Source organism: Pseudomonas sp. PDM15 (assembly GCF_014851565.1).
GTDB lineage: Bacteria > Pseudomonadota > Gammaproteobacteria > Pseudomonadales > Pseudomonadaceae > Aquipseudomonas.
This window is the reverse complement of the sequence record NZ_JACVAA010000002.1, coordinates 22,032-34,341: the sequence shown is the minus strand read 5'-3', so window position 1 is coordinate 34,341 and position 12,310 is coordinate 22,032. Positions and strand designations below refer to the sequence as shown.

Here is a 12,310-nt window from a genome sequence, read left to right as displayed (position 1 = left end):
GACGGTTTCTTAAACGTATTTGGAATACCGCCGCGGCTGCTGAGCACTCAGCCTTGTCGCAGCTGGCTCAGCACCGTCAGGCTTTGTTCGATCAACTCCGGATCGGTGTAGAAGTGCGGGGATAAACGGATGCCCTTGCCCCGTTGCGCACAGATCACCTGCTGTTCCCGGAGTTTGGCGAACAGCGCCTGGTTGTCCCAGCCATCCCAGCTGAAGGTCAGGATGCCGGCGCGGCGGGCCGGGTTCAGCGGGCTGTGCAGCTGAATGCCAGCGATTCGCTGCAGGCCCTCCTGCAGCTGCAGCACGCGCTCCTCGATGCTTGCCGCCACCTGATCCATACCGACTTCTTCCAGCAGCGACAGGCTGGCCTCCAGCGCCATGGCGCCGAGCATGTTCGGGCTGCCGCACTCGAAGCGCCGGGCGCTGCGCGCTGGCTGCCATTCCGTACGGTCGTAATCGCCGGCATGTTCCAGCATGTGCCAGCCGTATTCGTGCAGGGCCAGTTGCTCGCGCAAGTCGCTGCGGCAGTAGAAGACGCCCAGTCCTTCAGGACCTAGCATCCACTTGTGCCCGTCGGCCATGGCGAAGGCGCAGTCGCAGGCCTGCACGTCCAGCGGTTGGGCGCCGAGCTGTTGGATGGCGTCGACGCACAGCAGCACGCCCTTGTCGCGGCATCCGGCGCCGAGGCGTGGCAGGTCCAGGCGCAGGCCGCTGGCGAACTGCACCGAACTGATCGACATCAATCGCGTGCGCGGTCCGCAGGCGGCCAGTAGCGTCCCTTCCGGGTCGCTGCCGCCCAGGTTGACCTGCACCACCTCAACGCCGCGAGGCTTCAAGGCCTCCCAGACGATGCGGTTGGAGGGGAACTCCTCGTCACTGATCACCACCTGGTCGCCGGCGCGCCAGTCCAGGCCGAAGGCGACGAAGGACAGGGCCTCCGAAGTGTTCTTCACCAGCGCGATATCCGCCGTGCTGGAGGCGTTGAGCAGGCGCATCAGGCGTTCGCGCAGGCGCTTTTCCACCTTCAGCCAGTCGGGATAGTTGCGCGCGCCGAAGCTGATGTTCTCCTCGGCGAAGCGCCGCACGGCATCGCTGGCGCGCTTCGGCCAGGGGGCCACGGCGGCGTGGTTGAGATAGCGCAAGCCGGGAGCTAGAGGAAATTCGTCGTTTAAATTGAGCATTGGGCCGATGATCCGTGCATTTTCGCGCTGAACAGGCATAATGACGCGCCTCGATTTTTCATCCTGTAGTCACTTTATGAACAAAGAACCTCGCAAAGTCCGTGAATTCCGTCGTCGTGAACAGGAAATTCTCGATACCGCGCTCAAGCTCTTCCTTGAACAGGGTGAAGACAGCGTAACTGTCGAGATGATCGCCGATGCGGTCGGAATCGGCAAAGGCACCATCTACAAGCACTTCAAGTCCAAGGCCGAGGTCTACCTGCGCCTGATGCTGGACTACGAGCGCGACCTCAACGCCCTGTTCCACTCCGAAGACGTGGCCCGCGACAAGGAAGCCCTGTCCCGCGCCTACTTCGAGTTCCGCATGCGTGATCCGCAGCGCTACCGCCTGTTCGACCGCCTGGAAGAGAAGGTGGTCAAGGGCAACCAGGTGCCGGAGATGGTCGAGCAGCTGCACCAGATCCGTACCTCCAACTTCGAACGCCTGACGCTGCTGATCAAGGGCCGCATCGAAGAGGGCAAGCTGGAAGACGTACCGCCTTACTTCCACTACTGCGCCGCCTGGGCACTGGTTCACGGCGCCGTGGCGCTGTACCACTCGCCGTTCTGGAGCAGCGTGCTGGAGGATCAGGATGGCTTCTTCCAGTTCCTCATGGACATCGGCGTGCGCATGGGCAACAAGCGCAAGCGCGACGGCGAAGCGCCGGCTGCCTGATGCCATTCAGCCCGCCAATGATGCGTTCTGCGCAGTCGGCGGCGGGCATATACTCCGGATTGAACACTGCCGGAGTTCTCCATGATCGTTGACCACCAGGGTCGGCGCTTCCGCAACCTGCGCATCAGCCTGACCGCCGCGTGCAACTACGCCTGCACCTACTGCGTGCCGGACGGAAAGCGCCTGGTGGCGGCCCAGGACGAGCTGCCCGCCGAGGCCATGGTGCGTGGCGTGGCCTACCTGATCGAGGCGGCCGGTATCGAGCGCCTGCGCATCACCGGTGGCGAGCCGCTGGTCAGTCCCAAGCTCGAACACTTCCTCCGTGAAACCAGCCAGCTCGGCCTGCAGGACATCAGCCTGACCACCAATGGCCAGCTATTGTCGCGCAAGCTGCCGCTGCTGCTGGAGTGCGGCCTCAAGCGGATCAACGTGTCGCTGGACACCCTCGACCCCGACGACTTCAAGCGCATCGCCCGTGGTGGCGACCTCCCGACCGTGCTGCAGGGCCTGGAAGAGGCGCGCGCGGCCGGGCTGAAGATCAAGGTCAACATGGTGCCGCTGCGCGGGCAGAACCACGAGCAGGTGCTGCCGATGCTCGACTACTGCCTGGAACGTGGCTTCGAGCTGCGTTTCATCGAGCTGATGCGCATGGGCCACCTGGCCCGCGAAGGGGCGAGCTTCCAGCAGCAGTTCTACGGCATGCCCGACCTGCTGGCGGCGATTGCCGAGCGCTACGAATTCGCCCAGGCGCCGGCGCCGCTGGATGCCACCGCGCTGCGTTACGAGATTCCCGGTCACGGCTTCTTCGGCGTGATCGCCAACGAGAGCGTACCGTTCTGCCGAACCTGCTCGCGCCTGCGCCTGTCCTCCACCGGCTGGCTGCACGGCTGCCTGTCGTCGAGCAACCGCCACTATGTCGGCGACCTGCTCGACAAGCCCCGTCACCAGGCCCTGCCGGCGCTGCAGCGACTGTTGGTGCGAGCACTTGCCGACAAGCAGGACATCGCCTTTGCCGGCGGTGTCACCGTCATGAAAATCATCGGCGGCTGATGATCTGCTGCGCGTCGGCCATGCGTTGTTGAAAGCAGACTCGGCATGCTCATTTACCGCCTGTAAACTCCGCTGCCTCGCCTGCTTTCGCCTAGCCTGGCTCTAGCTCGCAAGATCATCAACCGAAAGTCTTAAGCCATGTCTGCCGAATTCCCCATCGCCTATATCGAGCCGGTGTTCCGTCCGCCGAGCGAAGCCCATTCCCTGATCCTGCCGGTGACCAACGGCTGCTCGTGGAACAACTGTACGTTCTGTGATTAGTTACCCTAGGATTCAGTCCCAGATCTTGAGGATTCACTTCATTTCTCTTCGACTTCGGATCAGTTTCTTGGCTCGCGTGGCTCCTTGCCCCTCACTTGCCTTGTCGTAGTTACCCCGGAAACGTCCCTGATTTCCTGAACTGCTCGAGCACGCATTCGTTGGCGTTGCCTACCTGAACCGCTGAGTGTCGATTTGGCGTGCAGGGTTTGGCTTAGTCACACATATGGGAGTGGTCGTCACAGGTAGTTTTGCTGGGCATTGAGTAAATACATCGGGTTGAGGTGCTTCCCGATGTGCTTTTCAAGACGATGGCTCTGGTGATCAACAAGCTAGAGACCTCGCATGGACAAGTCCTTCGACCCCCTCAATCTCATTTGCAGCGTCCGCTGCCCACGCTACCCCGGCCAAGAGATGTTTGGAGTGCCCTCCAGGCAGGCGGGGCCTCTCGTGAAAAGTATGGGCCGGTGACCCATGCCCACAATCCTTGAGTCGTCCCACCGGGAGTTCAGATCTTTTGTGGTCGGTGCGACTGGCATACAGCATGTCCTGCCAATCGTCGTGACTGAGCATGGGGTTCTGGATCAGTTTGCTCGATACACGTATTTGAATCACCGAAAGAGCCGTTCTTGGCAGGAGTCCTCGGTTTTTGCAGTGCGGCTGCTGTTGGAGTTCATGGAGGCCAACCATGGTTGTTATGACGATCCGCGCACGCTGTTCACTGAATTCTCCGATGCATTGTTCACGGGTACTGTCTCGAACATCGGCGATCCTTCTGGTCTGTGGTGGCAGCCCAGGCAGCCGAATGACGCTGATAAGCTGATCGGCCACATTACGCAGTTCACTGATTGGCTGGCGCTCGTCAATGAGGACGCCAAGCTTCAGCTCAATCCCTGGCGACAAGCCACTCGGCATGAAGAACGACTGAACTGGGCTGCGTATTCTCATCGTAGGGACAACGCATTCCTGTCACACCTTTGGCGCTCCAAACCGCAAACGAGCCAGTCCAGAGTAGCGCGCTCAAGAACGCTGCCGGTTGAGCGGCAAACGCCCGCTAAGGCATTTCCAGAGGAATATTTTGAACTGTTGGTATCCGAGGGTTTCCGCAGGCGGACGCGAGATTCACGAGGGCCGGTAGACCTTCGCAATGTCCTGATCTCCTGCCTGATGGAATACGGTGGAGTGAGGCTGTCCGAAGCGTTGTCTCTATGGAGCGATGACGTAAGCGTAGAGGACGGGGAGATCATCGTCCGTATTCATCACCCTGAGTACGGGCTGGCACCTGGCGGCAAAACCAACCGTGCTGATTACCTGCAAAACCAGTACGGGCTGCAACCCCGCAATCGGCTGGTGAAGGCGACAGATCCGCTGTTTCTCGGCTGGAAGAACGGACTGATTACTGACCCGCATCGACTCTGCTTTGAGGTGTTCTTCTATCCCGGTGATTTTGGTCAGGTATTTGCCGGCCTGTGGCGTGACTACCACCTGAAGCAGCGGGTGAAGCCGAAGGCTGGCGAAGCTCATCCCTATGCCTTCACCAACAGGGATGGCCAGCCCTATTCGCACCGCATGTTTCGCAAGGCCCACAAGTTAGCCACTGAGCGGATAGGTTTGGATTATTACAAGATGGCGGGTACTACCCCTCATGGCCACCGACATGCGTTTGGTCAGCGGTTGGCACGTCATGGAGCTTCGCAACTCACGATCAGGAACGCCATGCACCACGTTTCGCTCGAATCAAGTCTGATTTATACGCAGCCTACGGCGAAACAGATGCGTGAAGAACTCCAGGATTTGGAGTGCCGAATGCGGTTGCGGCATGCAGAGGCCGACTGCTTAGCGATCAAGGACGGAAACTAATGCCCGCCAAGAAGAATTTTCATACCTACAGCGAGGCCCAAGCGGCCGCTCAGGCGCTGGGCATCAAGATTAGTTCTGAACTCAAAAAGCACATCCGAGAAGTCGCTTGGCTACCGCCCAGCCCCAATCAGGCCCATGCCGACGCCGGCTGGATCGACGGGTACAACCTCCTCGCCAATGTGCGGCCCGACCTCTACCCGACCTACGCGGCCCAGGTAGCAGTCCAGGCGCTGGGCATATCGAGTCTGATCTGTACGCAGCCTACGGCGAAGCAGATGCGGCAAGATCTCCACGATTTGGGGTGCCGAATGCGGTTGCGGCAGGCAGAGGCCGACTGCTTAGTGATCAAGGACTGAAACTAATGCCAACCAAGAAGAATTTATACACCTATCCCGAGGCTCAAGCCGCCGCTCAGGCGTTGGGCATTAAGAACAATCCTGACTACAAAAAGCGCTACCGCGAAGACCCGAGGCTGCCGGCCAACCCCCAGACAGCTTATGCCGACGCGGGCTGGATCGACTGGTACGAATTCCTTGGCAATGAACGGCCCGACCTCTACCCGACCTACGCTGAGGCCCAGGCCGCCGCTCAGGCGTTGGGAATTAAAAACAATTCTGACTACCTAAAGCGCTTCTGCGAAGACCCGAGGCTGCCGGCCTGCCCCAATAAGTTCTATGCCGACGCAGGCTGGATCGACTGGTACAACTTCCTCGGCAATGAACGGCCCGACCTCTACACGACCTACGATGAGGCCCAGGCGGCTGCCCATGCGCTGGGTATTAAGAACCAGCCTGACTACTGCAAGCGCTACCGCGAAGACCCGAGGCTGCCGTCCAACCCCAATCTGTTCTATGCCGACGCCGGCTGGATCGACTGGTACGACTTCCTCGGCAATAAACGGCCCGACCTCTACCCAACCTACGATGAGGCCCAGGCGGCAGCCCAGGCGCTGGGTATTAAGAACCAGCCTGACTACTACAAGCTCTACCAGGAAGACCCGAGGTTACCGTCCAGCCCATCTCAGTTCTATGCCGACGCCGGCTGGATCGACTGGTACGACTTCCTCGGCAATGAACGGCCCGACCTCTACTCGACCTACGTTGAGGCCCAGGCCGCCGCTCAGGCGTTGGGCATTAAGAGCGAGCCTGACTACAACAAGCGCTACCGCGAAGACCCGAAGCTGCCGGCCTGCCCCGGTAACGTCTATGCCGACACCGGCTGGATCGACTGGTACGACTTCCTCGCCAATGAAAACCCTAGCGCTGCGCTAGCGGATTACCCGCTTATGTGGGCAAATGTTGAGCGGTGGCTAAAGACTCAAACGAACATCGCCGGAAAGAAATCCGCGATCAAGGCTTTTCTTGGCGGTTTCAATCAGGTTCAGAGGTTGCCCGACAACCCCAGGCACCTGCTGCTGCGGGCGAATCCATTCCCTACTGAGGCCTATCAGCTGTTCATTGAGGCCCAGGCCGATTCCCTGAAAAGGCCTTTCCACAGTGCTATCACGGCCTTTTTCGGCTGGCTTTTGGATGAGTACTGCACCGATGCCGACGCGCACGAGCGCATTGTTCTTGCGGAGTACCGGAACCCCTTTCAGACTGTGCTGGCCGGCTTTGCTGATAGCTTGCAGGCCTACCGGCCCAACCAGTCCACCAAGCCGCCGCTCGGTTATGAATACATCCTCCGGGCGCGCAATTTCCTCGTGCCGAACGGCGAACAGGTATTGCAGACACGGCCCAGCCTGACGGATTTGTTGCACCTAAAAGACTTCTTTACGACCCGCGCCGACTGGATTTATGTGGACGAGTCGTTGATCGATCGCGACGATCCGAACTGCATCTGGCGCGAGGTCAAGGTTGACCGCCAGATGAATGACAAGCGCAAAGTGGTAGTCGGCTTTCAGGTTTGGTCGCCTGTTCGCTTCGTGGCGCTCTACACGCTGCTGCGTTTTCCGCTGCGCGGCCAACAGATTCTCTGGCTAGACAGCGGCGAGGCGGATGACGAGATTGCCGTTCTTGATGCTGAGCATGGCGGTGTTCGCTGGGAGAAGAACACCACCTCTCTTGCTGGAAAAGGGAGCAAGAAACGTCGCCCGCAAGCTGCTGTGCAGCGTGGCGAGAACGACGCCCCGAAGCTCTATGTGACTACCAACAAGACCGGACGCAAGGAAGGCGGCTACGAAGTTCTGTGGATTCCTGATGATCTGCTCTATTGGTTTATTCTTCTGCGCGACTGGCAAGCCAAGTACAACCCGCTGAAAGAGCCGACGCGCTGGTCTGACATCAAACTTCGCGCCGAAACCAATGAGAAGATTTTGCAGGCGCGTGGCACCCAATGCTTTCTGTTCCGCACGGACGCCTCGGGTCAGCCGGCGTTCACCACAACTGCTTTCACCCACACCTTGCCAGCATTGCTCTACGCGATTCAGCGCTCCGGCGAAAACCTTGCCAGCAAAAGCCCCAACTTCAAAGCAAACAATCAGCGCTATCTCAGTCCCTACACACCGCACAGCCTGCGCGTCAGCCTGATTACGGCGTTCATCGCAGACGGCGACGCGCCCATTCACCTGATCTCTAAGCTCGTCGGCCATGCCTCGTTGGTTATGACGATCTACTACATCAAGCTGAACCACGATCAGATGCGCCGCACAATGGGTGAGACTGAAAAGCGCACCGCTCAGATCGCCACGCAGCGCCATGCCGAAACGGTAAGGACGCAGGGATTAAAGCCGCTTCTCAATCAACTGATTGCAACAAACGGTAATCGCTCGCTGCTCGAATCTGACGTGCCCAACTCGGCCTGCATGGTGTTCGATTGCGGCATCTGCCCAATGGCAGGCGCCGCATGCCATATCGGCGGCGAGTCTATCGCTGAGAGAAAGAGTGAAAGTCTCTATGCACCTGTCGAGGCAGGCTACCTCGGTAAGAGGAACTGTCCGCGCTGCCGCTTTTTCGTTACCGGGGTTCCGTTCCTCGGTGGGCTGGTGGCACTGGCCAACGAAATCGCATTAGAGATTCACGCGGAAAGTGCACGTTTTCAAAAGTACACAGAAGAGGTTGAACTTTTGGAACAGGCATTTTACGACCTGTGCCAGGCGAGTCAGCTAGACACCCAACAGGAGCAGGCAGAGCTTAAGCGGTCGAGAGCAACCCAAGAGCAGAGCGCCGGGAAGCTCGATGGCCTGCTGGCTGACTATGTAGCCGCCAATCACTACGTTCAGGGCTGCCTGAAACTCATCAATGAAGGAGAGCAGAGCGGCGAAGGTGAGAATGGCGTCAGACTGATCGCTGGTAGCGATCTTGCCGAGGTTGGTGTCGCCTTTGAAGATTCCAAGACGAACTACCATTTGCTGGCCGAAATCTGCCAGAACGCGACCATCTATTGTTCGGCTAACCCATCGCGTGCCGTACCTCTGATCGCCCAGGCCATCGACCGTATGGCCGAGAACAACGGCTTGGCACCGGTCATGTTCAAGCTCGACGACGAACAGAAGCTGGTCGTTGCCAACGAGATGAACCGAATTCTCCTTCAGCGTTTGGGTTCCTGGGAAAAGATCGACGACCTGTTCTCGGGCGACCTGATGCTGCTCGACATTGACACTCACGAGCCGAAGCTGAAGCGCATTTCGACCGAGATCGAACAGATTCTCTCCAATCCCACTCGCGTGCGCCAGTTGGCCCACGAGGCTTATATCAGTGATTGACCAATTTGTTTCGCCGCAGGACACCTACGCGCGGCTGATGAGCGAGGCTAGCGATAGCCGTCGAAAGCGCAGCCTGGAAGCCATCAACGAAGCGTGCCGGCTGCTGCATGAGCGGCATTCCTCGGACTTCTCTTACAAGACCATCATCACCCTTGGCAAAGACCGTGGGCTGCCGGTTCCCGGCGAAAAGGCCATAGTCAATTCGACTGGCGCGCATTACCGGGAGCTGATCCAGTCTTGGAGACTCACGTCGCTGCCCAAGGCCAGTAAGACAAAGGCTGATCCAAATGATTGGATCGATCACATCCAAGACCCAGTGCTGCGCATGAGTGTGAGACTGCTCGCTAAAGAATTGCGGGCGCTTAAGGCCAAGGAGTCGCGTAAGGCTAAGCACAGTGGCGCACCGATCATCCTGGGAAGCGCAGCGTTGTCAGCCCTTACCACTCGGGCGCTCTTCAATGCTGCTGAGTTGGCAGCATTGAAAGCTGCGATTGATCCGGCGTCGCTTGGTCTAGTGGGGCTGTCGATTGGCAGCAGGGGCGAATTAATGGATGTGAAAGGAAGGGCGATTCACAGGCCTGGCTTCCGAGATGCGATTGAGAAAATTCTAGCAGTGCAGGTGGAGTGATTACGGACGTCTAGGTTATCGGGGCGTCCGGAATCATGAAGCCACAACAGTTGCTAGATCGGAGATACAGGACTTGAAGCATCACCGTGAAGAAATCGGAGCGCATCGATCTTTTCGAACGTCTCATGCAGAGATCGCAAGTCACCTTTAGCCATGACCTCAAGTGGCGAGTTCCCGTTGAAGAACTCGTTGTGATTGGCCATCGCGGGGAAGCCGTAAACGTTTTCAGGGTTGGCGAAGACAGCACGTAGCACTGCGTGAATGTTCAGCACCAGGCTGATTCGCTGCAACTGCTCGGGGTTTAGAGGAACAGACCACTCTGGTCCCTGTCGCTTCGCGCTCGCGTAAGTCCTTTGCGAAATACTCAGGATGTGACAAGCCTGCTCTGACGAGCCTTTCCACTTGTCTAGGACATTCAGCGCTGCGCGCAGCCCGATAACGCCTTGCTCTCTCGTAACATTGTGGAATGGCACATCTGCTGCCATGATCAAGTCTCGAATGACGTCCTTAAGGACAGTGTCGGCCTAAGTCAATCTGTTGATCAAGCAACCTAACCCTTGCTGTGGCTCATGCTGACCAGTCCTCCACGCCTGCCATATCCCCAAGCATGGATCGGCGCCGGTATCGAGCTGCGTCATCTCAGCATCGTCCAGGCAGAAGGTCGTGATGCCTTATGGGCGACCGAGCAGTGTCTGCGCTCAGGCAGCTGTGTGGCCGTTCTGCCTTGGCCTCAGAAGGCTGATGATCGAGCATTGCGCCGCCTGCAGGTGGCCGCAGAGACAGGTCAGAAACTGGCGTTTGCCTACCGCCGGCAGGAGGAGCCCATGAACGCCTCACCTGCTGCTCGTTGGCTGGCAAATCGATGCTAAGCCAGCCCAGCTGCGGATCCTCAAATACCATGGTGGCCTGCCATCGGCGCGGCCAATCCCGTCTACCTGGCGTTGTCAGCCTGTGCTATCCAAGTTGCCCGTTGCTGGAAGTCCACTCGAGCTTTGGTCTGTTCGGCCCGTGGCCAGTCTTCGAGGCGCGTCTGCGCAGGGAGAGCACGGCAGGCGTGCTACTGCGGAGCTAAGCGTTCGCTCTCAACCAGGCCAGTGAGTTGGTCTTAGAACTTACCTTCGCCTGTTTTTGACCGGATCTCAGCTGCTTCTTTTTCCTTCTGCTTGGTCGATGTCGGAGTAATCAATTTATCGATGGCCTCGGTGGCAGGGTTCGGTGTTTCAAGCTTCCCGGAACCCCCATTGGATCCACGCTGAGACTGCTGCGAGCTTTCGGGTACCGGCGTTTTATCGTGATTTGTGTTGCTCATGATTTTTCTCCTGAGGCTAAGGATGCGCCGCGTCGCAGAGCATTCGGCAGCGCCGCTAGTGCGTCGGCAGCGAGTTCAACCTTCGCTGTCGCGGGGATCAGCCTGGCGCGGATAAGTGCGCTCTTCCTCGATGGAACCGTCGGCCCGGTGGATCTTCACCGAGGCCTTCTTGCCGGCGAAATGCATGGGAATGAGCAGAAGCATTTCGTCTTTGGTACGCGCCTGCTTGATGGGCTTCGTGCTGCCTTCCTCGTGCAAAACCCATTCGTTGTCTTTGGGCACCAGGTGATAACTGTTCATCATCGAGTCCTCTTGATTAGGCCGATGCGCTCACGCATCTCTTTGGTGATCGTCTGCTTGGTTTTCTGGTAGCCGTTCCATGGATCATCGCTACCCAGCTCGGTAAGCCGCTCGTGCAGGTTGTGGATGTTCCAGGTGTTCGCGCCTTTGAGCTCAACCACTTCTTCCCGAAAGATCGGAACCGATACGGGTAACCCTTCTCGTGTTCGAGCCGAGTAGGCGCATATGGTTGTGGCGCCCTGGCTGTTGCGCAGATAGTCGATGAAGATCCGACCAATCCGATTCTTGGGGCCGGACACGGCAGAGAAGCGATCCGGCAGGAGCTTCGCCATATGCTTGACGATGGCCTGGCTGAACTCTTTCACATCGTCCCAGCTGGCCTTTGGCGTAAGCGGCACGACGATGTGGATGCCTTTGCCGCCACTCGTCTTCAGGTAGGAGGTCAAGCCAAGCTCATCGAGCACGGTGAGTGTTAGTTGGGTCGCTTCCACCATGCGCTTCCAGGGCAGCGCCGGGTCAGGGTCGAGGTCTAGTACAAATCGGGGGCGAGACAAACGGCAGTGTCTTTCCCGTTCGGCTTTCCGCGTGATCACCCTGGGCTTCTTCGGTAGCCTGCCATTGCCTGTTCGCTGATCTTGTCGTGCAACTGCTGTCGATCTTGGGCGCGCGAATGAGTGCCGATGGGGCATCAGTGTTGACACCGATTCGAATGTTCACCCAAACGACCGCCTCTGGCCGGAGGCTGCCTTCGATTCGCTCATTTCTCGAAGATGTTCTAGTGTTGAGATCGGCCAGGACGGCTACCGATCAGAAGGGACTTTCTATGCACTACGTCAAGCTGCTACTCACTGCACTCGCCTCGGCTCTCTGTGCGACTTACATCGTGCTTTGGTTTGTAAAACCAGCCCCGCTCGAAATCACCACAATCCCGCCACTGATCTTCAAAGAAGACCGGGGCGAGCTCGTTGTCTGGGGCGGCTGGAAGACCGTCGAGGGCTATCAGACTCCAGGAACGAACGCAGTCGAGATCCGCTGCAATCGCACCTCTGGCACCTGCAATGAGGCGTTCGCCTCTATCCTGCATCACACCGATGGGGAAGACCTCGAGGCGCAGGTGTTTAACTACAAGGTGAGTACATGGGAGGCGGGCAAGCTTGAGGCTGTCGCAGAGCGCGCGATGGGCGAGTGTTTGGAGCGCCACCTGGTCATCCACCTCCCCGATAGGTCCGCTGCTCTCAGCTGGTCTCCAGCGTCTGGTTGCGAGGGCGACAGAGGCCGAGCGGTTTTGGTCGGCGACCCACTGTAG

11 protein-coding genes and 4 pseudogenes are annotated in these 12,310 nt (G+C 58.6%); 10 read left to right on the top strand and 5 right to left on the bottom strand.

Translation table 11 applies throughout. From position 1 onward, the window contains the following. Nucleotides 1-47 precede the first annotated feature (47 nt). Nucleotides 48-1,181: an aminotransferase class V-fold PLP-dependent enzyme gene (locus IB232_RS04170; protein WP_192397305.1), complete on the bottom strand. Its 1,134-nt coding sequence runs from the start codon at nt 1,179-1,181 to the stop codon at nt 48-50. Between the two features lie 76 nt (nt 1,182-1,257). Here IB232_RS04170 and IB232_RS04165 point away from each other — a divergent pair, with 76 nt between their 5' ends. From IB232_RS04165 to gmtX, 7 genes and pseudogenes are all read left to right on the top strand, one after another. After that, complete coding sequence (locus IB232_RS04165) at nt 1,258-1,896, top strand: TetR/AcrR family transcriptional regulator (protein ID WP_192397304.1); 639 nt, start codon at nt 1,258-1,260, stop codon at nt 1,894-1,896. 81 nt (nt 1,897-1,977) lie between these two features. Then, nucleotides 1,978-2,946, top strand: a complete 969-nt coding sequence (locus IB232_RS04160) for a GTP 3',8-cyclase MoaA (protein WP_192397303.1) — start codon at nt 1,978-1,980, stop codon at nt 2,944-2,946. A gap of 138 nt (nt 2,947-3,084) precedes the next feature. Beyond that, nucleotides 3,085-3,204 (top strand): annotated as a pseudogene (locus tag IB232_RS04155) (radical SAM protein); the annotation flags it as partial. 474 nt (nt 3,205-3,678) lie between these two features. Continuing rightward, a complete protein-coding gene (gene gmtY / locus IB232_RS04150; protein ID WP_192397302.1) occupies nt 3,679-5,064 on the top strand; it encodes a gamma-mobile-trio recombinase GmtY in 1,386 nt (461 codons plus the stop codon). Continuing rightward, nucleotides 5,064-5,420 (top strand): hypothetical protein, encoded by a 357-nt coding sequence (locus IB232_RS04145; RefSeq protein WP_192397301.1) that lies wholly within the window; start codon nt 5,064-5,066, stop codon nt 5,418-5,420. The genes gmtY and IB232_RS04145 overlap by 1 nt, the downstream gene beginning before the upstream one ends. A gap of 5 nt (nt 5,421-5,425) precedes the next feature. Next, nucleotides 5,426-8,767, top strand: coding sequence for a VPA1269 family protein (locus IB232_RS04140; protein ID WP_192397300.1), 3,342 nt, complete (start codon nt 5,426-5,428; stop codon nt 8,765-8,767). Further along, nucleotides 8,760-9,395 (top strand): gamma-mobile-trio protein GmtX, encoded by a 636-nt coding sequence (gene gmtX, locus IB232_RS04135; protein WP_192397299.1) that lies wholly within the window; start codon nt 8,760-8,762, stop codon nt 9,393-9,395. The genes IB232_RS04140 and gmtX overlap by 8 nt, the downstream gene beginning before the upstream one ends. 53 nt (nt 9,396-9,448) lie before the next feature. Here gmtX and IB232_RS04130 read toward each other — a convergent pair whose 3' ends face one another. Next, a complete protein-coding gene (locus IB232_RS04130) occupies nt 9,449-9,880 on the bottom strand; it encodes an antitoxin Xre-like helix-turn-helix domain-containing protein (protein ID WP_192397298.1) in 432 nt (143 codons plus the stop codon). Nucleotides 9,881-9,961: 81 nt separating this feature from the next. On the opposite strand from IB232_RS04130, the pseudogene IB232_RS23460 reads away from it, so the two are divergent. Both IB232_RS23460 and IB232_RS23865 read left to right on the top strand, forming a co-directional pair. Then, nucleotides 9,962-10,322, top strand: a pseudogene (locus tag IB232_RS23460) (DNA lesion error-prone repair protein ImuA); the annotation flags it as partial. Nucleotides 10,323-10,338: 16 nt separating this feature from the next. Next, a pseudogene (locus IB232_RS23865) lies at nt 10,339-10,446 on the top strand (hypothetical protein); the annotation flags it as partial. A gap of 54 nt (nt 10,447-10,500) precedes the next feature. Here the strand turns inward: IB232_RS23865 and IB232_RS04125 are convergent. From IB232_RS04125 to IB232_RS04115, 3 genes and pseudogenes are all read right to left on the bottom strand, one after another. After that, on the bottom strand, nt 10,501-10,704 hold the full coding sequence (locus IB232_RS04125) for a hypothetical protein (RefSeq protein WP_192397297.1): 204 nt from the start codon (nt 10,702-10,704) through the stop codon (nt 10,501-10,503). A 75-nt stretch (nt 10,705-10,779) separates the two neighbouring features. Next, the gene (locus IB232_RS04120) at nt 10,780-11,004 is read right to left on the bottom strand and encodes a DUF2188 domain-containing protein (RefSeq protein ID WP_192397296.1); all 225 of its coding nucleotides are present in this window, start codon (nt 11,002-11,004) and stop codon (nt 10,780-10,782) included. Next, nucleotides 11,004-11,558, bottom strand: a pseudogene (locus IB232_RS04115) (DNA primase small subunit domain-containing protein); the annotation flags it as partial. The pseudogene IB232_RS04115 and the gene IB232_RS04120, both read right to left, overlap by 1 nt. A 269-nt stretch (nt 11,559-11,827) precedes the next feature. Here IB232_RS04115 and IB232_RS04110 point away from each other — a divergent pair. Continuing rightward, nucleotides 11,828-12,310 carry a hypothetical protein gene (locus tag IB232_RS04110; RefSeq protein WP_192397295.1) on the top strand — a complete coding sequence of 161 codons (483 nt, stop codon included), beginning with the start codon at nt 11,828-11,830 and terminating at the stop codon, nt 12,308-12,310.